The organism is Sphaerisporangium fuscum (assembly GCF_018531465.1).
GTDB lineage: Bacteria > Actinomycetota > Actinomycetes > Streptosporangiales > Streptosporangiaceae > Sphaerisporangium > Sphaerisporangium fuscum.
Genome location: NZ_JAHDTF010000012.1, coordinates 237,242 through 262,367, shown reverse-complemented (window position 1 = coordinate 262,367; position 25,126 = coordinate 237,242). Strand labels below are relative to the sequence as shown.

Below are 25,126 nucleotides of genomic sequence, written 5' to 3'. Positions count from 1 at the left end.
AAGGCACCTCTGCCGATCGCAGGTCGCCGTCGCCTGGTCAAGCGCTCCCCCGCGTCGACCTCACGGGCGTTACGCAACATTAGGTTGCGAATCACCGACGCGACCACTAGAGTCACACGCAACCGATAGTTGCACGTTGGAGGTCCGTGGTGGAGTTCGGAAAGTTGGAGCGCGATATCCGCATCGACGCGGCACCGGAGGTCGTGTTCGATGTGGTGAGTCGCCCCGAGCACATCAAGATGTGGTGGTCCGACGACGCGTCGTTCGAACCTGCGCCAGGCTCGGTCGGCGAACTGGTGTGGGGCGACAACGCCGTGGTCGAACGGATCACGGTGGTCGATGTGGATCCACCTCACAAGTTCGCGTTCCGCTGGGTCGCACCCGATGGTCAGCTGCCCGATGCGGACAACTCTCTCCTGGTCACCTTCGAGCTCGAGCCCTCCGGTGACGGCACGATTCTGCGCCTGACCGAGAGCGGCTGGCGGGAGAAGGGCTGGGAAGCCGCTGTGCTCGAGGAGGCCTTTCACGACCACGAGCGCGGCTGGGACATGTTCCTGCCCAGGCTGCAGAACTACGTCCCTTCCGTGGTGGCGCGATGACCGTCGCCGTCGACGACGAACTCTGGTCGGCGATCGGCGACCCGATCAGACGCCGCCTGCTCGACCTGCTGCTCGCGGAAGGAGTCGGTACGCCGACCAGCCTGAGCGATCGTCTCCCGATCTCGCGCCAAGCGGTCACCAAGCACCTGGGCGTCCTCGATCGCGCCGGCCTCGTGCACGCGACACCGATGGGCCGCGAGCGGCGCTACGAAGTCGACGAGGCGCAGCTCGCCCGGGCCGTGCGGCAACTGAATGAAGTCGGCAAGACCTGGGATGCGCGACTGAACCGCATCAAGCGCATCGCAGAACAGATCCAACGTCAGAAAGACGACTGACCGACAGGCCGCCGGAAGAGATCTCTGGCGACCTCCCCGACCGATGCCGGCGCCCTGTCGACGTCACACCGTCGGAGCCATCGGGTAGCGGTCTCCCTGCCGGTGCTCTTCCTTGTCGGCACGATTGCCGTGCTCGTGGCGCTGGCGCTACCGGCTTGCTCGCCATGGGCATGGTGCCCTCGACGCAGTGCCGCGTGGTGAGCCTGGCCGGCCCGGGTGGGCAGCCGGCGTCCTCGCTGCCGGTCCCCGCAGCCAGCATAGGCATCGCGTCGGGCTCGTATGCCGGTGGCGTGGCGATCGGCACCTTCGCCGCCTCGCCTGCCGTGATCATCGGTCCGTTCATTGCGGTGATCTCCATCCCGGTCGCCTGGGCCGCCGGCTTCCAGAAGCCTCCGGTGATCGAGGACGGGACGGCGACGGTGTGACCATCGAGCCTGCGTAAGCATCCGGAACAATCAATCACCTTCGGAGAACACATATGAGTGGGCTGCTGCTTCAGAATAAGAACGCCGTGATCTATGGAGCCGGAGGTGCTATCGGCGGCGCCATCGCACGGGTATTCGCCCGGGAAGGCGCGAGGGTCTTCATCGCCGGGCGGACGCAGGCGAAGCTCGACGCCGTGGCGCGTGATATCGCCGCCATGGGCGGAACGGTCGAGACCGCGCAGGTTGACGTCTTCGATCAGCAGGCGGTCGAAAAGCACGCTGATGCGATCGCGGCGACGGCCGGCGGCATCGACATCGCCCTCAACGCCGTGAGCGTCATGCACGACCAGGGGACCTTGCTGGCGAATCTCTCCCTGGAGGAGTTCATGCGGCCGATCGATGGTTTTCTGCGGACGCTGTTCATCACGAGCAAGGCTGTGGCTCGGCACATGGGTCGCGAACGTCCTGGCGTCATCCTGACGTTGTCCGAACCGGGTGCCAAACTGGCTGTAGGCGGCATCTTGGGGCACGGCGTGAGCTCGGCCGGCAAGGAGGCGTTCTCGCGCCTTCTGGCCGCGGAGTTGGCACCCGGCAACATCCGGGTCATCGACATTCGTCCACACGCCGTCATCGATGCGCCGGCGGCGGGTTCCTACACCAAGGACCTCTTCAAGCGATCCGCGGCAGCGGCGGGGCAGTCGGTCCAGGAATTCCTCGAAGTCGGGATGGTGCAGGGGACGCTTCTGAAGAGGCTGCCCATGCTCTCCGAAATCGCAGAGACGGCCGCGTTCCTGGCTTCAGATCGCGCTGGAGCCATGACCGGAACAATCGCCAATCTGTCCGCCGGCGCACTTGTCGACTGAGGCCGCCATGTCCGCTCAGGCCGACAAGGCCAAGCTGCTTCGTTCCCTGCACATCCCGGGCGCTCCGCTGGTGCTGCCGAACGCCTGGGACGTGGGCAGCGCACGGGCCGTCGTCGAAGCAGGCTTCCCGGTGGTCGCGACCGCGAGCAACGCGATCGCCGCCGCTCTGGGCTACGCCGACGGTGAGGGCGCTCCAAGAGAGGAGATGATGTACGTCGCCCGCCGCATCGCAGCCTCTGTCGACGTGCCGGTGACCGTAGACGCGGAGGCCGGCTACGGGATGGCACCGGAGGAGTTGGTCGAACTGCTGGCCGGGATCGGCGTCGTCGGCTGCAACATCGAGGACAGTGATCACGCCGGCGGCGGCCTGGTCGACGTCGATGTCCGCGCCGGCTACATCGCGCGCATGCGCGCGGCCGCCGACCGTATCGGGGTGCCGCTGGTCATCAATGCCCGGATCGACTCCTTCTTCCCCACCTCGCCTCTAGCCGAGGATCAGAAGCGTGCCGATGCGATCAGCAGGGCTGAGGCGTACTGGTCGGCCGGCGCTGATTGTGTGTTCCCTCCTGGAGCCGGGCCGGACGACCTCCGGGCCATCGTCTCCGAGGTCGGCGCACCGGTGAACGCCGGTCTTCGACTGAAACAGGAGTCGCTGGACGAGCTTCGTGCGATCGGTGTGGCCCGGGTCTCGGTGGGACCCCAGCTGTACCGCAGCGCACTCGACCACCTGCACGCAGATCTCCAGCCTCTCGTCGAGGCACGGAAGTGACGGACCAAGTCTGGGCGTGGAGGTCGGCCTGTCAGCCGCTTCGACCTTCTGGAAGAGCCGCACCAGGTCCACAAGTCCGTTGGTCTCCTCTTGAGGCCGACCACTCGTCACTTACTCTCGTGGACGGATGGCTCGGGTCGACGGGCCAGGCCACGGCCTCTGGCGGCTGGAGCGGTGACGACGGCCAGCTCGTGCCCATAGAGATCACGTCGCTTGATCCTCCCACCCACGACCTCGAACCCGCGCTCCGGGTCGCGCAGCTCGGCCTACTCGGAGCGGGGAGAGCGCGAGGGCCCAGGTGGGCTTGCCTTGTACGTGTCTTTCGCAAGTTGCGCCAGGACCACATCGAGGACCTGGACACCTCCAGGAAGAACCTCTGTCCCGTCCCACCAGCGGATCGCGCCGATCTCGTCGTTGGGGACGAAGGCGCTCTTTCCCGTGTAGGGGGCGTCGCTCAGGCAGGCGACGTAGATCGCCGCGTACTCAGCACGCCGCTCGGTTCCCAGCACGAAGTGTGCGTAGCCGGCGAAGGACAGGTCCTCGATCCGCAGACCTGTTTCTTCGCGCAACTCCCGCACGGCCGCCTGGCGTGGCGTTTCTCCGGGGTCGATCCTGCCGCCCGGCAGCTCCCAGCCCTGACGGAACCGGTTGAAGACCAGGAGCAGCCGGTCGTCGTGCCATACGGCGGCCAGCGCGGCAGGTAGCGGTGCGTCGTCGAAACGGGTCTCCTCGGAGACCCGGTGAAACGCGGTCAGCGTGTTGCCTGCCTCGTCGACGGCAAGGGTCTGATCCACCGGCTCTCCCTTCGATCCGCGTGCGGCATGCGAGCCGGCGACCACTTCGAGCTCACCCACCGGGAACCTCACATCACGGCCCCGATCACGTTCGGACTCGGCATCCAGAGCGACAAGAACGCCGCCGCCGGCGAGGAGCGTGGTTCGGCCACCCCGATCTCGTGCCCATCATGCCCCGCCGGCCGGCCGACGGCGCCGAGGAGGCGGCGCCGTCGGCCGGCGCCCCGCGTCGTGCTGGGCGCGGTGACGGTCGTGGATGGGCCGGCGCCGGGCATCCGCGGTGGGGGCGTCAGTCCCAGCGCTGCTCGTGGTGGTGGACGACGAGCCAGCCCTTGGGCGAGCGCCTGAGCACGTCCGTGGTCCGGATCCTGGTCGCGCCGGCACCCTCGACGACGAGCCAGTAGCGGGCCAGCGCCGTGTCGCCCCAGACGTCGATCACCGGTTCCGTACAGTGGAGCGCGTCCGGCCCCGGCCCCGGGTCGGGAGCGGCATCCCGCTGCTCACGGTGGGCGTCGAGGTCGCGGCGGCCGAACATGAGGGACTCGACATCGGCGTCCCAGACCGTGCCGTCGGGGTCGATGTGGGAGTCGATCCGCGCCCGGTCGCCGTCCATGAAGGCAGCGTAGATGTCGGTCACGGCGGCCCAGACGTCGGCGGCAGCTCCTACGGGCGGCGTTGTCGTGGTCATCGCAGTTCCTCCCTGATCACTTCTCCGACCTGGAGGACGAGCGAGATCTCCCGCACCACGGCCGGTTCGGCCGGCAGATCCTCCGCCACCGCGACGAGGTCCTTCGCGAACCCCGGGGCGATCCGCCCGATCCGGTCGTCGGTGATCGCGGCAAACGACATGACGCTCGCGGTAGTCGTGCTGCGGATCCAACGCTTCGTGGGTGGGTGGCGGCCCATGCTACTCCTCCTCGGCGACGTCCCCCAGGTGGTGGAGCGCGGTGGCGAGCCGGCCCTCGGCGGCCGGTCGGCCCTCGCGCACGCGCGAGGGCGGTGGTGATTCCTGGTGGTTGTTCGGATGGATCGGCTGACAGCCGTGTCACCTCTCGCGGTCATCCGTGTCACCCCGGAGAAGTGGTCAGGGGTGACACGCTGTCCGGGTTTCGAGGAGTTATCCACAGTTTCCACAGACTCGTACACAGGTTCGAATTCGATCTTCGCCGGCGCGACCGGAGGCGGCGAAGGGGGCGGATGACGATGGCGTAGCCGTTGGTGCCGTGCGGGCCGGCGCGGGCGGCTTGGGATACGTTCCGGTTCTGACGCACCCGGGCGCGCCGACGCCATCCGCGGCCTCGGCGACTTGGTGCTCGACCTGGGCCCACCCGACGCGGCGCCCGGCGGACTTGCCGCCTTACGAATAGACGTCTGGCGGAACCTGCGCACGCGGTCCCCGTCTCACACCCGCTCAGCGACAGATGAGCGCATTGGCGGCCCACCACCTTTGGTCGGCAGGAAATCGGGTTGGGCGGGACGAGGTCCGGGCTGGTAGCCTCCGGGAGGCCGTGACATCACGCGAGGAGGTGAGACCCATGAACGCTGTATCGATGTGGGTGCTCCCCTCGTCTTCATGGTCGGGCGATTGACGTAGGTGTCGCCGGGAGCGCCTCGACTACAAGGCACTCCCCGAGAGGCAACACCTATGCATTCTGTTCATTTCACCGCAGAGACGTCGTCGAACGGCGTCCTCGAACGCGACTTCGTCGTCGGCGAGGTCCCCGGCGTGCTCTGGTTACCCGCATCCGGCTCCGATCAGGCCCCACTGGTGCTGATGGGTCACGGTGGCGGCCTGCACAAGAAGACGCCGGGACTCATGGCCCGCGCCCACGACACCGTGACCAGGTGGGGTTACTCCGTGGTCGCCATCGATGCGCCCGGACACGGCGACCGCCCGCGCACCACGGAGGACGAGCAGGCCCGCACCGACCTCCGGCAGACGATGGCGGCAGGCGAGATCGAGCTTTTCGAATCGATCAGCGTGCGCTACAGCGCCTCCCTGGCAGAGCGTGCGGTACCGGAATGGCAGGCGACCCTGGACGCCCTTCAGCGGCTGCCCGAGATCGGCGCCGAAGCGCCGATCGGGTACGGCGGTGGCATGTCGTTGGGCACCGCGATCGGAATCCCGCTGACGGCGGTCGAGCCCAGGATCACCGCCGCGATCTTTGGTGGCGGGTTCTTCGCTCATGCGGCCTTGGTCGAGGCGGCGAGGCGGATCACCGTCCCAGTCCAGTTCCTGCTCCCGTGGGACGAAGAGTATGTCGACCGCCAATCCGTTCTGGCGTTGTTCGACGCCTTCGCCTCGAAGGACAAGACGTTGCTCGCCAACCCCGGCACCCATCGCAGCATGCGCTGGGTCGGGATCGACAACGAATTCCTGGTCCGGTATCTCGGCCGGGCCGACACGTCCCCGGCCTGACCTGATAGGTATCGGCGTCCAGCCTCGCGCCGGGCGCCGATACCGCTGTCCCACCTCGTCTTTTCGCGGAGCGATTAAGAAGCGGCACTTGACGGCTTCGTCGCCGGGCCAGCGATGCGATAAGCCTATTTCATGGGTTCGTGGTAGACGCAGAAATGCGCCGCCTATGACGTCACATCAGGGGTCTCGGTGGCTAGTGGTCGGCGGAGGCTTTCGCCGGTTGTTCGGTGAGGCCGAAAGACGTCCAGCCGGTATCGGGAAAGCCGGCCGCCTCGGCGACGGCGGCGGAGGCGCGGTTGCCGAGGGCATGCATGTACGTCGGCACCGCGCCCTCGTCGAGTACGCGCCGGGCGGCCTGGGCGACGAGCATGCGGGCCAGGCCACGGCCTCTGGCGGCTGGAGCGGTGACGACGGCCAGCTCGTGCCCGTACGGGTCGTGTCGCTTGATCCCCACACCCGCCAGCTGCTCTCCCGTCCCGGGATCTCGCGCGACCAGGACCTCGCCACCGAAGGGCCGGAGCCAGTCCGGCACCTCCGGGTGCTCCGCCGAGACCCACACGCCGGGTTCGGGGAGCAGGGCGGGGCGCGTCGTCCACCTGTACACGGCGGTGAACCAGCCCCGCTCCGGATGGCCGAGCAGAGCGGGAACCCGCGGTCCCGTGACGTTCAGGTCGCGCTCTTCGCCGTACAGTCTCGCCACCGGCTCGACGTGCGCCGGAGGGATCGAGAGGACAGCGCCCTCCGGAGCTCCGACCCCGATGGCGGGGTGCAGCTTGCCGTCCCAGCCGGGCCGTGTCCGTCCCGGCTCACCGACGATGTCCAGCTCGGACGCGGGCGGCCACGCGCCGAGCCAGTGGGAGAGATGCTCGGCGAGCCGCTGTTCTGAAATCATCACACTCTCCGGACTTATACCTTGCACCGGTACGGTATCGCCCTGAGGCGGACCGAGCCGCCAGCGAGAAGACCTCCTCCTGACCGGGCCGGAGCCGCCCGGCAAGACCGCCCAGGAGGGCCACGCCACGCCGTGCCGCCCGGGTGCCGCGCCTCGTGGCGTGATCGGCTACAGGCGCGCCTGCGCTTCCTGCGCGACCGCTGGGTCCATCAGGTCGGGGACCTGCCCGGCCTGCGGATCCTCACGCCGGAGGATCGCCGCATGTACGGCGCCATCACCGCCTTCCGCGTCGCCTACCACACCTCCGAGGCCGACAACCAGGCGATCTGCCGGCGGTTGCTCGACCGGCATCGGATCTTCACCGTCGGGCGTGGGGGCCCGGTCGGAGGCCATTGCGTGCGGGTGACCCCGGCGCTGTTCACCTCGCGCGATGACGTCGACGCGCTCGCCGGCGCCGTGCGGGACCTGGCGCATCGCTCCTGGCGCTGACGTAGCTCTCCGGAGCGGCGCCCAGGCTCCGTCAAGGCCTCTTCTCCCCGCTCGCGGTGGCCGCATACACCCCTCGGCCGCCGGGCGGACGAGCCGCCCACGGCGGCCCAGCGCGTGTACGGCCAGCGCGCACGCGGCCCCCAGAGCCGAGAGCGTGATCCACGGCAGGGCCCGGGACCGGCTGTCGATCAGGGCTCCGGTCAGCAGGTTGCCCGCCGCGATGCTGACCCCCGCCACGGTGTTGTAGAGACCGTAGTGGGTGGCCACCAGCCGTCCTCCCGACAGCGAGACGATGGTGTCCATCTCGAAGGGGTAGCTCAGCGTCGTACCGAGCGTCAGCACGACCGTGCAGAGCAGTACCGCGGCCAGGCGCGGCCCGGTGGCCTCCGGCCAGGCCACGGCGCACAGCGCGGGTGGCAGGAAGGCCAGCGCCATCAGCGTCAGACCCCGCGTGATCGCCCCGACGTGGCTCCAGCGGCTTCGCGCCCAGTCGGTGACGCGTACCTGCCCGGCGATGGCCACGATAGCGGACACCGCGAAGACCAAGCTCACGGCTCCCGTGCCGCCGGCCTCCAGCGGAAGGGTGAGGTAGATCTGGAACGACAGGACGTACGAGCCGGCCATCGCCAGGCAGAACAGCGGGAACGAGCGGTCGGCGAGCATCGAGCGCCATTCTCCGAGCACGCCGGCCGCTGACGGGGCGGCGGGACGGCCCGCCGGCAGCGCGTATGCCTGGAGCACGGTGAGCAGGGCGAACAACCCGGCCGCGGCCAGGCAGACCAGCCGGAAGTCCACCGTGACGAAGGCCAGGCCGATCAACGGGCCCGCGAGGATTCCGGCCTGGTAGAAGACGTTGAAGAGGGCGAACGCCTCCACTCTGCGTTCGCCGGCCTCGTGGGCGAGGTGGGCGCGGACGGCCGGGTTGAAAAGCGCTCCGGCGAACCCGGTGGCGGCCGAGGCGATCAGCAGCGCCGGCAGGGAGCTGGACAGGCCCAGCAGGGCGAATCCGGCGGTGCGCAGCAGGCAGCCGGCGACGATGACGGGCTTGTAGCCGAGCCGGTCGGCGAGGGTGCCGCCCAGCAGGAACAGCCCCTGCTGGCTGAGGTTGCGCATGCCGAGCACTAGGGCGACCGTCCAGGCCGCCATGCCGAGCCCCTGGGACAGGTGCCCGGCGAGGTAGGGCATCAGCATGTAGAAGCCGACGTTGATGGTCAGCTGGTTGACCATCAACAGCCGGGCGCCGCGGTCGAAGGAGGTGAATCGTCGCCACATCAGCGGTTCACCACGCTGACGCAGCGGGTCCAGGACGTGGCCTCGGCTTCACCGGGATGGTCGATCTCCTCGGGTTCGTCCGCGGGGGGCCGGTCGAGCAGGTCGTGGGCGGCGCAGTAGGCGTCGTCGAAGACGGTGGTGTGGTAGCGGGCGGGACCGTCGGGGAACACCGCCACGATCCGGGTCTGTGGCGACAGGGCGCGGGCGCACCATGCGGCGACCACGGCGACGGCTCCGACGCTCCATCCGCCGGTGGTGTAGTGGGTGGCGGCCAGGGTGCGGCTGGCCCACACCGCCTCGTGCGGTGCAACCCAGTGCACCTCGTCGAACTGCTGGTGGGCGACGTTGCGCGGGTGGATGCTGCTGCCCAGGCCGCGCATCAGCCGGGGTCTGGCGGGCTGGCCGAAGATGGTGGAGCCGATGGAGTCGACGCCGATCAGGCGCATGTCGGGGTAGAGGCGGCGCAGCACCCTGGCGATGCCGGCGGAATGGCCTCCGGTGCCGACGCTGCACACCAGCACGTCGACGCGGCCGATCTGGTTGATCAGCTCGCCGGCGAGCGCCGCGTAGGCGTCGACGTTGTCGGGGTTGTCGTACTGGCCGGGGCAGTAGGAGCCGGGGTGGGCGGCGAGGAGTTCCCTCACCCGGTCCAGGCGGGCCTGCTGCCAGCCACCGACGGGGTGCGGGGCGGTGACGGTGTCCACGCGGGCGCCGTACGCGGCCAGCAGGCGCTGCACGATGGGTTCCATGCCCGGGTCCGAGACGATGGTGAGCGGATGCCCGTGGACGATGGCGGCGAGCGCGAGGCCCAGGCCGAAGGTCCCTGAAGTGGATTCGACGATCACCGCTCCGGGGGCGAGCTCGCCCCGCGTCCGGGCGCGCTCCACGATGTGCAGGGCAGCGCGGTCTTTGATGCCCCCTGGATTGGCGCCTTCGAGCTTGGCCCAGAAGCCTCGGCCACCGGCGGCGAACGGATGGGAGATCCAGCGGATCGGGGTGTTGCCCACCAGATGGGTGAACGGTGTGGCCGGCCTGCTGATGACGGAGGACGGGATCGACATGATGGCGCACGCTCTCTCCGGCACGGTGGTGTGCCGGTGTCGCTGATGGTTTCGGCGCGGCGTGAAGCCCCCTGTCCTGGCGGACAGCGGCTCCGCGGCCGTCAGCAGCGGCAGATCTCGAGCGTGTGGGTGAGGACGGCCCGCCCCCGGTGGTCGTGGGGTGGAGCGCGGGTGAGGCTTGCCGGCCCGGTCGCGGAGGCCGGCTCCGACGGCGTGTCCGACACGACCGAGGTGATCGGCGCCTGAGCCGTGGTCGCGCAGTCCCATACCGGCAGCATGAAGGCGTCAGGGTGAAAGGAGCCGTCGTGGTGATCGTGAACCGGGTGATCCGGGCAGGAGTCCACCATGAGGACGCCGAGCTGGACGGGATGATGTCGAGGGGTGGTGGCGTGCGTCCACAGATGAGCCACCGTGACCAGGCCGACCAGCACGACAAGCCACGCCTCCCAGCGTGGCTTGGGTGTGCGGCCGCCCACGACATTCATGACTGGTCACTATAAGTAGCAGCTTGACTGCACATTGCTGGCAACGGGCATGTAATCCCTGGGCCTCCACTCCCCAAGGTGCCCCGACCATGGTGCCCTCGTCAGGTGGTCGCGGTGCGGCTCGTCCCCGCCGGCTCACCGTACGTGTCGGTTGCGGCGATGATCATGTATGAGTGGCTCGACTCGGCGGCACCTCGGGCGAAGCAAGAGGGAGGACGAAGGTGCCGGCCCGCGCCGCGGCGAGGGCGGCGTCGGCGGTCATGACGGCGTCGGCGGGCGTCAGCGGGTCCGCCATGATGAAGTGCCGGTAGTACAGCGGCCCGATCGCATGCTTGTACAGCAGCACCGGGTCGGTGCCCTGGGGGAGTTGCCCGCGTTCGATCGCACGCTGGATCACGGGAGTGACCTGCACGAGGCGCTCGTCGAAGAAGCCGAGGAGGAACCGGCGAACATGCTCTGAGCTGTGTCCGCCGGACATCAACGTCCTGACCGCCGCGTTGACCGCGGTGCTCTGCACGGTGACGAGCACGGTACGTGCGATGACCCGCAGGTCGTCACGGATGTCCCCGGTGTCGGTGAGGGCGATCGTGGAGTCGATGGCCTCGACGAACGCCTCGGCCACCACCCGGTCCTTGGTCTCCCACCGCCGGTACACCGTGGTCTTGTGCACGCCCGCCCGCACCGCGATGTCCTCCACGCTCACGGCGTCGAAGCCGCGCTCGCCCACTTCCTCGAGCGCGGCCTGAAGCACCTTGGCCCTGGTACGGGCGGTGCGTCCGCCAGGCCGCACGGTCCCTGCCGCTGACATTCCCCTCCCTTGCTGCAACTAGTTGTTGCAATTAGTGCAGCTTACTCCTGCCCAGCCGGGTCAGGAAAACGTCTCGATGTACTCCTCGGCCGCCCCGAGTTCGGGCCGGTCACGGAGTTCGATCCGGTTCCCGAAACGCTCCAGTTCGAGCACGGTGATGGTGTTCTCTCCCCGTACGGTGAACGGAGCGGGCAGGTAGAGCGTCATCTGCGGCCCGATCTCCCAGTAACGGCCGAGCAGGACTCCGTTGATCCAGACGAAGCCCTTGCCGAAGCCGGGGAAGGCGAGGAACGTGTCCGCCGGCTCGTCCACCCACAGGCGCGCGGTGGCGAATCCCGCCGAGCCCTGCGGAGCCGCAGCGGACGCCGCGCGGGCGACGTCGTCACCGGTCCACTCGTCGAGCGGCAGCGGGCGCATCGTCCAGCCGTGGACCAGACGGCGCTCGATTTGGACGCCGCCGAGGATGCCCTTGCCCTGGCCGAGCAGCGGCCCGTAGTTCACGCGCCCCTGGTTCTCGACCAGCAGCTCGAGCCGTACCTCCTCACCCGCGCCGTCGAGGGTGAGGAGGTACGGCTCCCGGTCGAGCACACCGGCCGGCTCGCCGTCGACGAAGACCTGGGCGCGGTCGTGCAGCCCGGAGACCGTCAGCTTGTTGAGTCCCCGGGGGAGTCGCGGATGCGCGCGGTAGAGCACCAGGCCGGAGGACTGTCCCAGTTCCTCGAAGCTGAGCGGGTGCGGCGAGGCCACGGCCTCGGACACCGCGCCGAGGCCGCCGAGCAGGCCGGCGGCGCGGGTGACCCGGAGCGTGCGGGGCCCGAGCAGCGGCGGATCGGCGGGCAGAGGCCGGTCCGGCGCGCCGGTGACGGCGCGCAGCCGGTCGCGGAAGGCGAAGAACTTCGGGGTGAGCGCGCCGTGTTCGGCGATCGGGGCGTCGGAGTCGTAGCTGGTCACGGTCGGCTGGATGCCGTCGCCGTCGTGGTTGGCACCGGCCCAGAGGCCGAAGTTGGTGCCGCCGTGCGCCATGTACACGCTGACCGAGCCGCCGGCCTCCAGGATGTCGGTGAGAGTCTCCACCGCGCTCCCGACGGAGCGGATGTGGTGCTTCTCGCCCCAGTGGTCGAACCAGCCGTTCCAGAACTCCGCGCAGACGAAGGGCTCCCCCGGGCGGCGTGAGCGGAGCAGCCGGGCCGCCTGGGGCGCGCGGGAGCCGAACGTCGCGGTGGCGAGTTCACCGGGCAGGGTCCCGCCGTCGAGCATCAGCTCGGTGGGGCCGTCGGCGGTGTACAGCAGCTCGGTGACGCCCCGCTCGGCGATCGCGTCACGGACCCACCGCATGTAGTCGTGGTCGTCCCCGTAGCTGCCGTACTCGTTCTCGACCTGCACCGCGACGACCGGTCCGCCCCGGGACGCCTGCAGGGAGGCGATCCGCGGGACGAGCTCGTCGAACCAGCGTGCCACCTCGTCCAGGAAGGGGCGGTACGAGGAGCGGAGCCGCATGCCCGGGGTGCCGGTCAGCCAGGCCGGCAGGCCGCCGTTGTCCCACTCCGCGCAGATGTAGGGGCCGGGTCGCACGATCACGTCGAGGCCGGTGTCCTGGGCGAGCCGGACGAACCGCTCGACGTCCTGCGGGCCGTCGAAGCGGAACTCCCCTCGCCTGCGTTCGTGGAAGTTCCAGGGGACGTAGGTGTCGACCGTGTTCAGCCCCATGGCCGCGACGCGTTCCAGCCGGTCCGCCCACAGGCCGGGATGGACCCGGAAATAGTGCAGCGACCCCGCGAGGATGCGGTGCGGGCGGCCGTCGCGCAGGAGCTCACCGTCGGGGTACGACAGGATCGCCGCGGACCGGCGGCTGCGTTCTGCTGCTGTCGTCAGTGTCACTTGAAGGCTCCCGCCGTCATGCCGGCGCGCCAGAACCGCTGCAGCGCGAGGAAGGCTGCCAGCAGCGGGACGACCGACACCAGCGATCCGATGACTACCAGCGGCGGCGGCACCGCCACGTGGCTCGCGTTCCAACCGACCAGCCCGACGGTGACCGGTTGCAGACGATCATCGCCGAGCACCATGGCGGGCAGAAGATAGTTGTTCCAGATATCGACGAACTGGAACAGGAAGATGGTCACCAGGGCGGGGAGCATCATCCGCACGGCGAGCGCGCAGAAGATCCGGAACTCGCCCGCCCCGTCGAGCCGGCCCGCCTCGATCACTTCGTCCGGTACGGACTGCGCGGCGAAGACGCGGGAGAGGTACACGCCGAACGGGCTGACGACGCTGGGCAGCAGGACGGCGACCGGGGTGTTGATCAGGTGGATGCCGGAGAACATCAGGTAGAGCGGCAGCGTGAACAGGATCTTCGGCACCAGCACGGCGGCGAGCACGCTCCCGAAGAGGACACCACGGCCGCGGAACTCGAACTTGGCGATCGTGTACCCGGCCAGGGCGGACAGCACGGTGCCCACCAGGGCGCCGATCCCGCAGTAGGCGACGCTGTTGAGCATCCACCGCCAGAAGATCCCGTCGTCCTGCGCCGTGAGCCTGACGATGTTGCCGATCAGCCCGAAGCCGTCGAACCAGAGCCCGTCGCCGCTGAACTGCTCGCCGAACGGCTTGGTGGCGGAGACCAGCAGCCACCACAGCGGGAAGAGGAAATAGAGGGTGGACAGGGCCAGGAGCAGCATCACGACCGTGCGACTCAGCGGGGTGGTCTCGCGGCGTGGCCGCAGGCGGGCCGGCTTCCCGGTGACCGTGCTCATGCCGTCCCACCCCGGTTGGTCAGCCTGAAGAACACCAGCGACACCACACCGACGAGCACCGCCAGGATCACCGACTGCGCGGCCGCGTACGGGTAGTTCCCCGCCGCGACGGCCGCCTGGGCGGACATGATCGGTGTGAACGTCGAGGAGACCGCCCCGCCGGAGACGGGCTGCAGCACGGTCGGCTCGTTGAACAGCTGCGCCGATCCGATGATGGAGAAGACCGCGGTCAGGACGATGGCGCCGCGCACTGCCGGGATCTTGATGCTCCAGGCGGTCCGGAGCGCCGAGGCGCCGTCCATCTTCGCGGCCTCCAGCACCTCGGCGGGGATCGACTGCAGCGCGGCGTAGATGATGATCATGTTGTAGCCGGTCCAGGCCCAGGTGACGATGTTCGCCACCGACCACAGCACGGCGCCGCCGTCGAAGAACGGGACGCGGAGGCCGAGCGGCTCCAGCGCGTGGTTGATCGGGCTCGACTGCGGCGAGTACATGAACGACCAGACCAGCGCGGCGCTCACGCCCGGCACCGCGTACGGCAGGAACCCGGTGAGCCGGAAGAAGCCCTTCCCCCGGGCGGACCTGGAGTCGATGAGCAGCGCCAGTCCGAGGGCCAGGGCGAGCATCACCGGCACCTGGACGACGCCGAAGAGAGCGACCCGGCCCAGCGAGGCGGTGAAGTCCTTGTCGCCGAAGGCCTGGGCGTAGTTGCCGGCCGGGTCGAAGACCTTGGTCGGCGGCGTCAGCCCGAGCCCCGACCGGCGGACGACGAACAGGCTGCTGACGGCCGCGTAGACGATCGGCGCGATGTACATGGCCGCGAAGATCACCACGAACGGGCCGCAGAACAGCAGCGGCGTGGGCAGGCCGCGTGCCCGGCCCTGGCGTCGTGCTGGTGGTGCGGCCCGCCGACCGGTGGTCGCGTCGGCCGCCGTGGCAAGGTTGGTCACTGGCTCTCTTCCTCATACCGCCCGTGGGCGACACGCGCTCTTCGTCGCATCGTCAGCCGGAGACCTTGAGGCCCTGGCTCCGCAGCTCGGCGACCGTCTTGTCCTGGGCCGTCCGCAGCGCGTCCGCGAGGGTGCCCTTGCCCGCCCACGCCTTGTCGAGCCCGTCGTTCAGGTCGGCGGCGGTCTTCGTCATGACCGGGCCCCAGGTCCAGCCGGAGTTGACCTTCGCCGCCGCCGCGGCGAAGACGTCGTAGATCTTCTGGCCGCCGAAGTAGGGATCGCCGGCGGTCAGCTGGGGAAGGTCGAGCAGCGACTTCGCGGCCGGGTACAGCGCGGCCTTGTCGACGAGGGTGGCGTAGGCCTTGTGATCCGTGCTCATCCAGTGCGCGAACTCCCAGGCCTGCTCGGGGGTCGTGCAGCCCTTGAGGACGGCGGTGGCCGATCCGCCGGCGTTGCCGACCTGGCCGGCGCCGGCGCTCCACTGTGGCATCGGCGCGACGGCCCAGTGGCCGGAGCCGTCCTTCGCGCCGCCCTTGATGACGCCGGCCTGCCAGACGGCGCCGACGACGGTGGCGATGTCGCCGTCGCCGAGACCGGCGTACCACGCCTGGTCGTACATGGGGGCGCTGCTGATCAGGCCCTTGTCGACCAGGCCCTGCCAGTATTCGGCGACCTTGTCGTTGGCCGGGGAGGCCAGGGTGACCGTCCAGGAGTCGCCGTCGATGCCGAACCAACCGGCTCCGGCCTGCCAGGCCAGGCCCGCGTAGTCGTAGTCACGGTAAGGCGAGGAGATGTACTTGTGCGGGTCGGAGGCGTGGATCTTCTCGGCGGCGGCCTTGTACTCGTCCCAGGTCGCGGGGGGCTGGAGTCCGAGCGAGTCGAAAACCTTCTTGTTGTAGAACAGGGCCATGGGGCCGGTGTCGACGGGGGCGCCGTAGACGGCGTCACCGAGCGACACCGAGTTCCAGGCGGCCGTCTGGAACTCGTCCCTGGCGGCGTTCGCGTACTGCGCGACGTCCTGCAGGGCGCCTTGGGCGGCGAAGCTCGGCAAGGTCTCGTAGCCGAGCTGGGCGAGGCAGGGCGCGTTGCCGGCCTGGACCGCGTTGAGCATCTTCTGGTAGCCGCCCTTGGCGCCGGGCTGCACCTGCTGGTAGGTGACCTGCACGTCGGTGTGGGTGCTGTTGAAGGCCTTCACGGCGTCCTCGTAGCCCGGCGCCCAGCCCCAGAACGACACCGAGACCTTGCCGCCGGCACCAGTGGAGCCCGAGCCGGTGCCGGAGCACCCCGCGAGCGCCAGTCCGAACACGACCGCGCCCGCGATTCCCGCCATCCGCATAATCGGCTTCTTCACGGCTTCTCCTTCCGGGCGGAGAGCGGAGACTCGGCTCTCCCACGATCCGCCGTGAACCACGGGACGCGCTGTGGGTCCCGGCGGTCCGGCGCTCACGCTGATGTGCCGGAACTATGGCACAGGATGTTATCGATGCCAATACTTGACTTCCGTTGGAGTGCCCCAGGCGGCTGACGCTGGGGAGAGAGCGGATGCGCGCGCTATCATCGTCCAGAAGAAGGACGGCGAAAGGGACTGATGACGATGGGGAGCGCGGACGACGACCCGGCACGGCCGCCCGCGATGGCCGACGTCGCCCGGGTCGCGGGGGTCTCCCCCCAGACCGTCTCACGCGCCCTGGCCGGCCACCCCAACGTGCAGGAGAAGACGCGGGCGAAGGTCCTGGCGGCCGTCGACCAGCTCGGCTACCGCAAGAACAACGCCGCCCGGGTGCTGTCCTCCGGCCGCAGCCGCAACATCGGCGTGGTGATGCTGCAGACCAGCTTCTACTCGCGCATCACCCTCATGTACGGCATCGAGAGCGCGGCCCGGGAAGCCGGCTACTCGGTCTCGACCGCCACCACCGCCTCGCTGGACACCTCCGCCATCGAGGACGCCCTGTCGCGGCTGGAGGGCCAGGGTGTCGAGGGCGTCATCCTCGCGGTCCCGCTCATCCACGTGAGCAGGCGGATCGAGCAGCTCACCGGCTCCGTGCCGACCGTCACCATCGACGGATCGCGTACCTCCGCCACCGAGGTCGTGGCCGTCGACCAGTCCCTCGCCGCGCGCCTGGCGACCCGGCATCTGCTCGACCTGGGGCACGAGACCGTCTGGCACGTCTCCGGGCCCCGGGAGTGGCTAGACGCGGCCAGCCGCACCCAGGGGTGGCGCGACACCCTGGAGGCGGAGGGCAGGACCGTCCCGCCCGAGCTGGAGGGGGACTGGTCGCCCGAGTCCGGCTACCGCAACGGCCTCATCCTCGGCAGGATCCCGGACGTCACGGCCGTCTTCGTGGCCAGCGACGAGATGGCGTTCGGCGTCATCCGGGCGCTGCACGAGCTCGGCAGGCGGGTGCCCGACGACATCTCCGTCGTCGGCGTCGACGACATCGCCCTGGCGCAGTACTGCTCGCCGTCGCTGACGACCGTGGCCCAGCCGTTCGCCGAGATGGGCGCGCTCGCGGTCTCCCACCTGGTACGCCACCTCACGGATCCGGACGCCGCCCCCGAGCCCGCGTCCGTCGAGCCGACCCTGATCGTGCGCGCCAGCACCGCGCCCGCCGGCCGGGGCGACCACTAGGCGGCTCTCAAGGTATTGGCATCGATAACATCGTCTGCCATAGTCATGCCATGCAGCCCCCTTCTAAGGGGCGGGCGACCGTTTTCTGTGAGGCCGTACCGACCAAGACACTCCGCGCCGAGGTCTGTATGGCATCGATAACATCTCCGATTCGGACCTCGGTCACGGGGTCCCCGGCATACCGGTTCCCTCCGCCTGATCGATGACGCCGGGCAGAGGTGAAGACCGGCTCTCCAGCGCCGTGCGGGTCGTCACACGTCAGCCCCGCGCACCGGCCACAGCAGGGGTTCGTAGCACCCAGGCGCGCCCCCCGGACAGAAGGAGTGACTGTGCCAGCACCTCTGAGAAGACTCCTCGGCATCGGCACGGCGACGGCCCTGGCCGTCCTCGGCACCGTACCGGCGGCCACATCCTCGTCGGCGGAGGCGACCGCCGGTTCCTACACCGTCAGCGTCGGATCGAAGGGTTCGTGGACCCGGCCGGACGACACCCCGGCGGCCCCCTACATCGACAAGGACGGCACCTTCTACTACCAGCAGTCTCACGCCCTCTACGGGGCGACCCAGTCCCGCCAGTGGAGCTTCTTCACCGGAAGCGACTTCGACACCGCCGCACGTTCCAGCACGATCAGCGACGCGGTGAACCCGAACAACTCGAGCGACAAGAACAACGACACGACCTGGCGCTGCAACAACAGCCCGACGGGCGTGGAGGCCTCGGCTCCCCCCGCCGGATCGGGGTACTCCCAGAAGAACTTCTGCGACCTGGCGGGCGTGTGGGTCGACCCGGACACCGGCGACTGGTACGGCCTGATCCACAACGAGTTCACCCCGCAGCCCTTCGGCGACGGCGTCCACTACGACGGCATCGACTACGCGGTGTCGAAGGACCAGGGCAGAACATGGACGATCAAAGGCCATGTCATCACGTCCCCGTACAGCACCAAGCGGGGGGACGGCACGGCCTTCCCCCAGCAGACCTACTACTACGGGGACGGTGACCAGCGGCTGTTCGTCGACAGCGCCTCGGGCTACTTCTACGTCTACTACGGCTCACGGGTGGTCGACAAGAACGGCGGCTGGAAGGCCTTCCACGCGCACGTGGCCCGGGCCCCCATCTCCGCCAAGATGGCGCCCGGCTCCTGGCAGAAGTGGTACGACGGCTCGTGGTCACAGCCCGGCGTCGGCGGCCGGGAAAGCACCATGGTGCCGGTGACGTCCACCGACACCACCGGCTACGTCCCCGCGACCAGGGAGTACGACCCGGCCAACCCCGGCAGCGTGGACCAGCAGACGGCGGCCGGCAAGACCCCTCCGACCTCGCCGCTGTTCGTGATGGACATCACCTACGACGCCTATCTGGGGTTGTACATCGGTGAACCGCAGGCGGTCGACCAGAGCGGGAAGGCGCCCCAGCAGTTCTACGCCACCGACAACCTGTCGAGCCAGAAGTGGACGCTGATCGGCGACACCGGCGGCCACACCAACGCCTCCTGGTACCGCTGGTTCCTCGACGGCGTCAACAAGACCGGTTCCACCATCGTGGGCAAGAGCTTCCGCTCCTACTGCTCCTTCGGATGCTCGAACGGCTCCTCCGGCGAGTACGTCAACATCACCATCGGATCGTCCGCGCCCGCGGCACCGCCGTTCGACCCCGCCAGGACCTACCGCGTCGCCGGCGGGAACGGCCGCGTCCTCGCCCAGGTCTCCGGCGGCCCGGCCACCACCTCCCAGGCCGCTCCCACGGGATCCGACCTGGAGGCCTGGCGGTTCACCCCCAACGGCGACGGCTCCTACCGCATCGCCAACGCCGCCACGGGCGGGCTCCTCGGCGTCCCCTCCACCTCCGTCGCCAACCGGGCCTGGGGCACCAGACCCACCGTCACCGCGGCCGGAACGGGCGGGCCCGGCGTCGGACAGCAGTGGTTCGTCATTCCTGGCACCTCCCCGTCCAACGGCACCCTCACCGGCACATACCGTCTGGTCAACCGCTACAGCGGCCTGGTGATCGGCCTGTCCGCCGCCTCCGGCCGGCTCGCCGAGACCACACCCGGCCGCTCATGGACGGACAGCACGGGCAGCGGCGTGGGCGGCGGCCGCACGGCTGCCGAGCAAACCCTGACCATCACCCCCACCGGGACGGCGATCAACGGCGTCCACACCCTCGTCACGGGCGGCAGGGCACTGGACGTCCCCGGCCACAGCACCACCCCCGGCACCCAGCTCGTCACCTGGGCCGCCAACGGCGGCGCCAACCAGAACTGGCGGTTCACCCAGCAGGCCGACGGCTCCTACGAGCTGACCAGTGCCGAGTCGGGGCTGTGCGTCGACGTCGACGGCGGCTCCGCCGCCCCAGGAGCCAGGGTGATCCAGTGGACCTGCACCGGGGGCGGCAACCAGCGCTGGACGCTCACCCGGCTGTCCAACGGCGCCTACACCGTCGCCTCCGTCAGGAGCGGGCTGCTCCTCGGCACGGCGGCGGACGCCGACGGATCGCTGGTGACCCAGCAGGCGAACAGCGGATCCGCCCTGCAGCAGTGGACGCTCGGCTAGACGACGGAGGCGGACCGGCGGGCCGGCGCGGTCCGTGAGGACCCTCGGCCGGCCGGTCGGCCCCACTACGATCCTCGTTAGCATTGGCTGGACGACCGCGGGAGATTGGCTGGCGAATGCTACGGGGCCTCGGGGATCTTGAGTCCGTGATCATGGATCGCATGTGGTCGTACCGCCGGCCGGCCTCCGTCAGGGACGTGCTCGACGACCTCCGCCAGGACCGCCGGATCGCCTACACCACGGTGATGACCGTGATGGACAAGCTCCACAAGAAGGGGCTGCTACGACGCAGGCAGGTCAACCGCGCCTACCTCTACGAAGCAGTGGCCAGCAAGGAGGCGTACACCGCCGAGCTCATGCGCATGACGCTCGCCGGCGGCGGGAACCAGGCGGCCACGCTGGTGCACTTCCTGGAGCGCCTGACGCCGGAAGAGGCCGCCGCGCTGGAGGCCGCGCTCCGGGTCTACCCGCCCGGGAGCCGCTCCACATGATCGCCGCGGTCACGCTCGCGCTGTACACCCTGTTCGGAGCGACGGTCCTGCCGCGGCTGATCGGCGGTGGGAGGTGGGCCGGGCGTGCGCCGCGTCTCTCCATCGCCCTGTGGCATGCGGCGTGCGCGTCGGTGGTGACGTCCGCCGTCCTCGCCGTGCCCGCGGCCGTCATCCCGGCGTCGGTCGTGGGCCATGGCATCGCCGACCTGTTCGAGGCGTGCGCCATGCTCGTCCCGCACGGCCCCGCCATCACCTCGGCACGGCGTGGGATCGTCATCGCCTGGTGCGGGCCGGTGATCGCCCGCCTGGCCTTCTGCGGGGCGGCGGTGCTGCTGAAGGCGAGGCGGGAGCGGCGGGAGCACACGCGGATGCTCCGCCTGCTCGGCCGGCATGACGGTGAACTGGGGGCGGTCGTCGTCGACCACGCCGAGCCGATCGCCTACTGCCTGCCGGGGCGCGACGGACGGACCGTCATAACGACGGGTGCGTTGCGGTCGCTGGCCCCGCAGGAGGTGGCGGCCGTCCTGGCTCACGAGCGGGCGCACCTGCGCGGACGGCACCACCTGGTGCTGGCCGGTGCGGAGGCGCTCGCCGAAGCCTTTCCGCACGTGCCTCTGTTCAGGCGGGCGTGGAAGGAGACCGCGCGGCTCGTCGAGCTCCTGGCCGACGACGTGGCGGCCCGCCGCCACGAACGCGTCCATATCGCGACCGCCCTGGTAAGAGTGGCCATGGGGCGGTTTCCGGCCTTCTCCCTCGGAATGGGCGGAGAGACCGCCCTGATGCGTGTGCGACGCATGCTCAATCCCGCCGCTCCGCTCACCCGGCGCGAACGTCTGGTCCCCTGGAGCGTCGTGGGGCTTCTGCTCGCCGGGCCCGCGGTGGTCGCGTTGACGCCCGGGGTGAGCGCCTTCCTGGCCCATCACTGCCACGAGTTACCGCGTCTCTGAACCACCCCGGGCAGCTTCTACTAGAAACGATAGTAGACACGGCTGGAGGGGACCCTCACCTCCTCCGAGGAAAGGCGCATATCGGAGCCGGTAGTGTGGGTCCGTGACGCGACGTGGCATACGGGAGCTGCTCGGCCGATCCGCGGCCGGCCTGATCCTGCTATGCACGATAGTTGCGGGGTTGCTGGCCATGCACGGCGTGCAGCCGACGCCCGGGCCCGCGCCCATGCCGAGCGTGGTGCTCGCCGACGTGAGCCATTCCGGCATGCTGCCGATGACATCCCAGGGCCATGACCGGCAGATGCCCTCCCACCCGCAGCACGGTGGCGGCGAGGTCTGCCTGGCGATGATCCTCATGGCGGCGCTGGCGCTGCTCGTGGCCCGCGTCCTCATGGCGAGCCTCGCCGCCGTCAGCGACGTCGCTCACCACCTGGTGCCGAGACCGGCGCCGGCGCTCCTGCCCCGAGGCCCCACCCTGGCGACGCTCTGCGTGCTTCGACGGTGATCGACTCTCTGCGGCCGCCGGCCGCCACGGAGATCAGTCACAGATCAAGCACGGAGGTTTTCCCACTCATGAAGCGTTTCGTCCTCGCCACGGCCGGTCTCGCCGTGGCCGGTCTGCTCGCGACCGCCTGCGGGGGTCAGGACGCGGCGGCCGGCCACGACGCGCCGGCGATGCCGTCGATGTCGTCGAGCCCCACCGGCTCCGCTCCGAGCTCTCCGACGGGCACGTCGGCCGGCCACAACGACCAGGACGCGATGTTCGCCACGATGATGATCCCCCATCACCGGCAGGCGGTCGAGATGGCCGAGCCGGCCGCGAAGCGAGCCTCCAGCGCCGAGGTCAAGCGGCTCGCCGAGCAGATCATGGCCGCCCAGGAGCCCGAGATCAAGACCATGAGCGGCTGGCTGAGCCGCTGGGGACTCCAGGTGCCCAAGGGCGACATGCCCTCGATGCACCACGGCATGGAGGGCATGATGTCGGACGACGACATGAAGAATCTCGAGGGGTTGTCGGGGCGTGCCTTCGACAAGGCCTTCCTGGAGATGATGATCAAGCATCACGAGGGTGCGGTCACGATGGCCGAGCAGGAGCGGAGCGCGGGCGCCTACGCCCCGGCCAAGGAAATGGCCGACGCCATCGTCGCCGGCCAGACGAGCGAGATCACCAGGATGAAGCAGCTGCTGCGCGCCGGGTGAGCTGACAGCAGGCCGTGGGGCGGGTGCCGGTCACCCGCCCCACGAGTTCGCCGAGCCGGAGCCGTACCCGTGCCTCGACCGGTTGCTCGCCGGAGGTGCCGGCGAGACGACACGGCGGCGTCCGATCCGGGCGCCGCTCACAGCGGTCCTTCCGCCGGTCTCATGAACGGACCAGGCGGGCGATGGCGTCGGAGGCCTCCTTGACCTTGGCCTGGGCCTCCTCACCGCCCTTGGCGGCGGCGTCGGCGACGCAGTGCGCCATGTGCTCCTCCAGCAGGGAGAGCGCGAAGGACCGCAGCGCACTGGTGGCGGCCGACACCTGGGTGAGGACGTCGATGCAGTACTTGTCCTCTTCGACCATGCGCTGGAGTCCGCGGACCTGGCCTTCGACGCGGCGAAGCCGTCGCAGGTGGTCCTGCTTGCTGTCGGTGTATCCGGTCATCTTCGCACCCCTCTCACCGTCTCACGTACCACAACGCCGTACCCCCCCTGGGTATTGCACGGGAGCCGGGAAGGGCGCGGGGCGTACCGAGACGCCCCGCGCCCTCATCACGCGCCCAGCGACTCCGTCTCCGTCTGCACGGCGGCTCCGGCACCGGCCTTCGGCGTGCGCATCAGCAGCAGGCCGAGGACGGCGCCGGCCGCCGCGACCACCCCTGCTCCGATGAATGCCGCCTGGAAGCCGTCGGTGAGCTTGGCCGCGTTCCCCAGCTCGGAAGCGCCCTGGACGGTGGCGATCGCCATCATGACGGCGAGGCCGAGGGCCGAGCCCACCTGGTAGGTGGTGTTGACGATGCCGGAGGCCAGGCCGCTCTCCTCCGGACGCACCCCGGACATCGCCGACATCATCGCGGGAATGTAGGCCAGGGACATGCCGATCGCGGCGACGATCGAGGCCGGCAGGACGTCACTGGCGAAGGCGCCGTCCGGCCTGACCAGCGACAGCCCCGCCACTCCCGCCCCCAGGACCAGCAGGCCGATGACGATCAGCGGCTTGGCGCCGAACCGGCCGAGCAGGCGGGCCGTGATGCCGATCATGAAGATCATGACGGTGATCGTCATCGGCAGCAGCGCCGCACCGCTGGGGAAGGCCGTGTAGTCCAGAACCTGCTGGAGGTAGAGGTTGAGGAAGTACCACATCGGGATCCAGGCGGCCCCCAGCAGCGCCATCGCGAGGTTGGCCGTGGCGAGCCCGGGGGTGCGCCAGATGCCGAGCGGCATGAGCGGCTCGCGGACCGCCCGCTGGATGACCAGGAACAGCGCGAGGAGGACGACCGCTCCGGCCAGTTCCAGCACGGTGGCGGCCGAGCCCCAGCCCTGCTCGGGCGCCCGCACGATGGCGAACACGGCCAGGGCGAGGCCGGCGGTGACCGCGATCGCGCCGAGGACGTCCACCGAGCCGCGCCTGCCGCCCACGGCGGGCAACAGGGCGGGTGCGGCCAGCAGGGTCGCCACGCCGATCGGGATGTAGACGATGAAGACCCATGGCCAGCTGAGGTATTCGGTGATGACGCCGCCGAGGAAGACGCCGGCGGTGCCACCGGCGGGCGCGGCGGCGCCGTACAGGGCCATGGCCTTGCCCAGTTCGCGCTGGTCGTGGCCGAAGAGCCTCATGAGCAGGGTCATGGAAGCGGGTGCGATCAGTGCGCCGCCGACGCCCTGCACGCCACGGCCGGCGATCTCGATCCAGGCGTCACCCGCCGCGGCCGCGACGGCCGATCCGGCGATGAGGATGATCCAACCGGCGGTGAAGACCTTGCGGGCGCCGAGGAGGTCGGACAGCCGGCCACCGAGCAACAGCAGGCCGCCGAAGGCGATGACGTAGGCGTTGAAGACCCATTGCAGGGTGTTCTGGGTGAAGCCGAGGTCGCGCTGAATGTCGGGAAGCGCGACACCGATGATCGAAGTGTCCATGATGACCATGAACTGCGCGGCGGCGAGCACGATGAGTGCCTGCCATCTGCGCGGGCTGATGGCGTTCATGCCGTACTCCTGTTCCTCGCGATCCCGCTGATGGGAGGATGCGAGAGGGGGTTGGGTGTGTGATCTCGAACCGGTCCGGCCCCGCGGGTGGGCGTGCATGCCAGTGCACGCCCACCGTTCATGTCGACGGCCGGAAGACGCTTGGGACGCGGCCGCCGACGTGCCCATGCCGCCGACGACGCCTGAACATGTGGTGCCGGTGCCTCCCATAACGAATACCCCTAGGGGGTAGCTTCGCGAACGGGAGGAACGTAACATACCCCCTGGGGGTTTATCAAGCGGAGGCGGCGCTGCGAAGGTCTGCGAAAAGCCGCCGGTCAGCGCCATGTCCGCTGTTTCGTGGCGGCGGCTCCGATGCCCGTCGTCGGCGCCGGGGGCACGAGCACGCAGAGAAGACCGACCAACCAGCGCGG

Annotated in this window: 26 protein-coding genes; 12 read left to right on the top strand and 14 right to left on the bottom strand. The window is 69.7% G+C overall.

The window, feature by feature from the left end; genetic code table 11:
• Nucleotides 1-149: 149 nt before the first annotated feature.
• The 5 genes from KIK05_RS16450 to KIK05_RS16430 all read left to right on the top strand — a co-directional run bounded on the left by KIK05_RS16450 (nucleotide 150) and on the right by KIK05_RS16430 (nucleotide 2,991).
• Complete coding sequence (locus tag KIK05_RS16450) at nucleotides 150-599, top strand: SRPBCC family protein (RefSeq protein WP_214411577.1); 450 nt, start codon at nucleotides 150-152, stop codon at nucleotides 597-599.
• Nucleotides 596-934 (top strand): ArsR/SmtB family transcription factor, encoded by a 339-nt coding sequence (locus KIK05_RS16445; protein WP_214411576.1) that lies wholly within the window; start codon nucleotides 596-598, stop codon nucleotides 932-934. The genes KIK05_RS16450 and KIK05_RS16445 overlap by 4 nt, the downstream gene beginning before the upstream one ends.
• A 164-nt stretch (nucleotides 935-1,098) precedes the next feature.
• Nucleotides 1,099-1,359 carry a hypothetical protein gene (locus KIK05_RS16440; RefSeq protein ID WP_214411575.1) on the top strand — a complete coding sequence of 87 codons (261 nt, stop codon included), beginning with the start codon at nucleotides 1,099-1,101 and terminating at the stop codon, nucleotides 1,357-1,359.
• Between the two features lie 53 nt (nucleotides 1,360-1,412).
• A complete protein-coding gene (locus KIK05_RS16435; protein WP_214411574.1) occupies nucleotides 1,413-2,222 on the top strand; it encodes an SDR family NAD(P)-dependent oxidoreductase in 810 nt (269 codons plus the stop codon).
• Nucleotides 2,223-2,229: 7 nt separating this feature from the next.
• Nucleotides 2,230-2,991 carry an isocitrate lyase/PEP mutase family protein gene (locus KIK05_RS16430; RefSeq protein ID WP_214411573.1) on the top strand — a complete coding sequence of 254 codons (762 nt, stop codon included), beginning with the start codon at nucleotides 2,230-2,232 and terminating at the stop codon, nucleotides 2,989-2,991.
• A 266-nt stretch (nucleotides 2,992-3,257) separates the two neighbouring features.
• Here the strand turns inward: KIK05_RS16430 and KIK05_RS16425 are convergent, their stop codons facing one another.
• From KIK05_RS16425 to KIK05_RS16415, 3 genes are all read right to left on the bottom strand, one after another.
• Nucleotides 3,258-3,845, bottom strand: a complete 588-nt coding sequence (locus tag KIK05_RS16425; protein ID WP_308249949.1) for an NUDIX hydrolase — start codon at nucleotides 3,843-3,845, stop codon at nucleotides 3,258-3,260.
• A 229-nt stretch (nucleotides 3,846-4,074) separates the two neighbouring features.
• Nucleotides 4,075-4,473: a nuclear transport factor 2 family protein gene (locus tag KIK05_RS16420; protein ID WP_214411572.1), complete on the bottom strand. Its 399-nt coding sequence runs from the start codon at nucleotides 4,471-4,473 to the stop codon at nucleotides 4,075-4,077.
• Entirely contained in the window at nucleotides 4,470-4,634 is a 165-nt protein-coding gene (locus tag KIK05_RS16415; RefSeq protein WP_214411571.1) for a hypothetical protein, read from the bottom strand. The genes KIK05_RS16420 and KIK05_RS16415 overlap by 4 nt, the downstream gene beginning before the upstream one ends.
• A gap of 877 nt (nucleotides 4,635-5,511) precedes the next feature.
• Between KIK05_RS16415 and KIK05_RS16410 the strand changes: the two genes are divergently transcribed.
• Complete coding sequence (locus KIK05_RS16410) at nucleotides 5,512-6,204, top strand: dienelactone hydrolase family protein (protein ID WP_214411570.1); 693 nt, start codon at nucleotides 5,512-5,514, stop codon at nucleotides 6,202-6,204.
• 193 nt (nucleotides 6,205-6,397) lie between these two features.
• Here KIK05_RS16410 and KIK05_RS16405 read toward each other — a convergent pair whose 3' ends face one another.
• The 9 genes from KIK05_RS16405 to KIK05_RS16365 all read right to left on the bottom strand — a co-directional run bounded on the left by KIK05_RS16405 (nucleotide 6,398) and on the right by KIK05_RS16365 (nucleotide 16,262).
• The gene (locus tag KIK05_RS16405) at nucleotides 6,398-7,096 is read right to left on the bottom strand and encodes a GNAT family N-acetyltransferase (protein WP_250562864.1); all 699 of its coding nucleotides are present in this window, start codon (nucleotides 7,094-7,096) and stop codon (nucleotides 6,398-6,400) included.
• Between the two features lie 168 nt (nucleotides 7,097-7,264).
• Nucleotides 7,265-8,857 carry an MDR family MFS transporter gene (locus tag KIK05_RS16400; protein WP_250562863.1) on the bottom strand — a complete coding sequence of 531 codons (1,593 nt, stop codon included), beginning with the start codon at nucleotides 8,855-8,857 and terminating at the stop codon, nucleotides 7,265-7,267.
• Entirely contained in the window at nucleotides 8,857-9,918 is a 1,062-nt protein-coding gene (locus KIK05_RS16395) for a PLP-dependent cysteine synthase family protein (RefSeq protein ID WP_214411568.1), read from the bottom strand. The genes KIK05_RS16400 and KIK05_RS16395 overlap by 1 nt, the downstream gene beginning before the upstream one ends.
• A gap of 101 nt (nucleotides 9,919-10,019) precedes the next feature.
• Nucleotides 10,020-10,403 carry a hypothetical protein gene (locus KIK05_RS16390; RefSeq protein WP_214411567.1) on the bottom strand — a complete coding sequence of 128 codons (384 nt, stop codon included), beginning with the start codon at nucleotides 10,401-10,403 and terminating at the stop codon, nucleotides 10,020-10,022.
• 163 nt (nucleotides 10,404-10,566) lie between these two features.
• On the bottom strand, nucleotides 10,567-11,211 hold the full coding sequence (locus KIK05_RS16385; RefSeq protein ID WP_214411566.1) for a TetR/AcrR family transcriptional regulator: 645 nt from the start codon (nucleotides 11,209-11,211) through the stop codon (nucleotides 10,567-10,569).
• A 60-nt stretch (nucleotides 11,212-11,271) separates the two neighbouring features.
• Entirely contained in the window at nucleotides 11,272-13,089 is a 1,818-nt protein-coding gene (locus KIK05_RS16380; RefSeq protein ID WP_308249948.1) for a glycoside hydrolase family 35 protein, read from the bottom strand.
• Nucleotides 13,086-13,961, bottom strand: a complete 876-nt coding sequence (locus KIK05_RS16375) for a carbohydrate ABC transporter permease (protein ID WP_214411565.1) — start codon at nucleotides 13,959-13,961, stop codon at nucleotides 13,086-13,088. The genes KIK05_RS16380 and KIK05_RS16375 overlap by 4 nt, the downstream gene beginning before the upstream one ends.
• Nucleotides 13,958-14,911, bottom strand: a complete 954-nt coding sequence (locus KIK05_RS16370; RefSeq protein WP_214411564.1) for a carbohydrate ABC transporter permease — start codon at nucleotides 14,909-14,911, stop codon at nucleotides 13,958-13,960. Before KIK05_RS16370 ends, KIK05_RS16375 begins: the two co-directional genes overlap by 4 nt.
• A gap of 52 nt (nucleotides 14,912-14,963) precedes the next feature.
• Nucleotides 14,964-16,262, bottom strand: a complete 1,299-nt coding sequence (locus KIK05_RS16365; protein ID WP_214411563.1) for an ABC transporter substrate-binding protein — start codon at nucleotides 16,260-16,262, stop codon at nucleotides 14,964-14,966.
• 237 nt (nucleotides 16,263-16,499) lie between these two features.
• Between KIK05_RS16365 and KIK05_RS16360 the strand changes: the two genes are divergently transcribed.
• From KIK05_RS16360 to KIK05_RS16335, 6 genes are all read left to right on the top strand, one after another.
• Complete coding sequence (locus KIK05_RS16360) at nucleotides 16,500-17,540, top strand: LacI family DNA-binding transcriptional regulator (protein WP_214411562.1); 1,041 nt, start codon at nucleotides 16,500-16,502, stop codon at nucleotides 17,538-17,540.
• A 329-nt stretch (nucleotides 17,541-17,869) separates the two neighbouring features.
• Nucleotides 17,870-20,092: an RICIN domain-containing protein gene (locus tag KIK05_RS48875; protein WP_214411561.1), complete on the top strand. Its 2,223-nt coding sequence runs from the start codon at nucleotides 17,870-17,872 to the stop codon at nucleotides 20,090-20,092.
• A 116-nt stretch (nucleotides 20,093-20,208) separates the two neighbouring features.
• Nucleotides 20,209-20,583: a BlaI/MecI/CopY family transcriptional regulator gene (locus KIK05_RS16350; RefSeq protein WP_214411560.1), complete on the top strand. Its 375-nt coding sequence runs from the start codon at nucleotides 20,209-20,211 to the stop codon at nucleotides 20,581-20,583.
• On the top strand, nucleotides 20,580-21,530 hold the full coding sequence (locus tag KIK05_RS16345; protein ID WP_214411559.1) for a M56 family metallopeptidase: 951 nt from the start codon (nucleotides 20,580-20,582) through the stop codon (nucleotides 21,528-21,530). Before KIK05_RS16350 ends, KIK05_RS16345 begins: the two co-directional genes overlap by 4 nt.
• Before the next feature lie 103 nt (nucleotides 21,531-21,633).
• The gene (locus tag KIK05_RS16340) at nucleotides 21,634-22,035 is read left to right on the top strand and encodes a DUF6153 family protein (RefSeq protein WP_214411558.1); all 402 of its coding nucleotides are present in this window, start codon (nucleotides 21,634-21,636) and stop codon (nucleotides 22,033-22,035) included.
• 68 nt (nucleotides 22,036-22,103) lie between these two features.
• Nucleotides 22,104-22,730 carry a DUF305 domain-containing protein gene (locus KIK05_RS16335; protein ID WP_214411557.1) on the top strand — a complete coding sequence of 209 codons (627 nt, stop codon included), beginning with the start codon at nucleotides 22,104-22,106 and terminating at the stop codon, nucleotides 22,728-22,730.
• Nucleotides 22,731-22,890: 160 nt separating this feature from the next.
• Here the strand turns inward: KIK05_RS16335 and KIK05_RS16330 are convergent, their stop codons facing one another.
• A complete protein-coding gene (locus KIK05_RS16330) occupies nucleotides 22,891-23,172 on the bottom strand; it encodes a metal-sensitive transcriptional regulator (RefSeq protein ID WP_214411556.1) in 282 nt (93 codons plus the stop codon).
• 107 nt (nucleotides 23,173-23,279) lie between these two features.
• On the bottom strand, nucleotides 23,280-24,713 hold the full coding sequence (locus KIK05_RS16325; RefSeq protein ID WP_214411555.1) for an MFS transporter: 1,434 nt from the start codon (nucleotides 24,711-24,713) through the stop codon (nucleotides 23,280-23,282).
• Nucleotides 24,714-25,126: the final 413 nt, after the last annotated feature.

What these genes read in the sequence shown, in the direction of transcription:
- KIK05_RS16395 (WP_214411568.1), bottom strand. Translation starts at nt 9,918, where the DNA reads ATGTCGATCCCGTCCTCCGTCATCAGCAGGCCGGCCACACCGTTCACC.
- KIK05_RS16325 (WP_214411555.1), bottom strand. Translation starts at nt 24,713, where the DNA reads ATGAACGCCATCAGCCCGCGCAGATGGCAGGCACTCATCGTGCTCGCC.
- KIK05_RS16430 (WP_214411573.1), top strand. Translation starts at nt 2,230, where the DNA reads ATGTCCGCTCAGGCCGACAAGGCCAAGCTGCTTCGTTCCCTGCACATC.
- KIK05_RS16420 (WP_214411572.1), bottom strand. Translation starts at nt 4,473, where the DNA reads ATGACCACGACAACGCCGCCCGTAGGAGCTGCCGCCGACGTCTGGGCC.
- KIK05_RS16345 (WP_214411559.1), top strand. Translation starts at nt 20,580, where the DNA reads ATGATCGCCGCGGTCACGCTCGCGCTGTACACCCTGTTCGGAGCGACG.
- KIK05_RS16375 (WP_214411565.1), bottom strand. Translation starts at nt 13,961, where the DNA reads ATGAGCACGGTCACCGGGAAGCCGGCCCGCCTGCGGCCACGCCGCGAG.
- KIK05_RS16350 (WP_214411560.1), top strand. Translation starts at nt 20,209, where the DNA reads ATGCTACGGGGCCTCGGGGATCTTGAGTCCGTGATCATGGATCGCATG.
- KIK05_RS16445 (WP_214411576.1), top strand. Translation starts at nt 596, where the DNA reads ATGACCGTCGCCGTCGACGACGAACTCTGGTCGGCGATCGGCGACCCG.
- KIK05_RS16335 (WP_214411557.1), top strand. Translation starts at nt 22,104, where the DNA reads ATGAAGCGTTTCGTCCTCGCCACGGCCGGTCTCGCCGTGGCCGGTCTG.
- KIK05_RS16360 (WP_214411562.1), top strand. Translation starts at nt 16,500, where the DNA reads ATGACGATGGGGAGCGCGGACGACGACCCGGCACGGCCGCCCGCGATG.
- KIK05_RS16435 (WP_214411574.1), top strand. Translation starts at nt 1,413, where the DNA reads ATGAGTGGGCTGCTGCTTCAGAATAAGAACGCCGTGATCTATGGAGCC.
- KIK05_RS16385 (WP_214411566.1), bottom strand. Translation starts at nt 11,211, where the DNA reads ATGTCAGCGGCAGGGACCGTGCGGCCTGGCGGACGCACCGCCCGTACC.
- KIK05_RS16415 (WP_214411571.1), bottom strand. Translation starts at nt 4,634, where the DNA reads ATGTCGTTTGCCGCGATCACCGACGACCGGATCGGGCGGATCGCCCCG.
- KIK05_RS16390 (WP_214411567.1), bottom strand. Translation starts at nt 10,403, where the DNA reads ATGAATGTCGTGGGCGGCCGCACACCCAAGCCACGCTGGGAGGCGTGG.
- KIK05_RS16440 (WP_214411575.1), top strand. Translation starts at nt 1,099, where the DNA reads ATGGGCATGGTGCCCTCGACGCAGTGCCGCGTGGTGAGCCTGGCCGGC.
- KIK05_RS16400 (WP_250562863.1), bottom strand. Translation starts at nt 8,857, where the DNA reads ATGTGGCGACGATTCACCTCCTTCGACCGCGGCGCCCGGCTGTTGATG.
- KIK05_RS16330 (WP_214411556.1), bottom strand. Translation starts at nt 23,172, where the DNA reads ATGACCGGATACACCGACAGCAAGCAGGACCACCTGCGACGGCTTCGC.
- KIK05_RS16405 (WP_250562864.1), bottom strand. Translation starts at nt 7,096, where the DNA reads ATGATTTCAGAACAGCGGCTCGCCGAGCATCTCTCCCACTGGCTCGGC.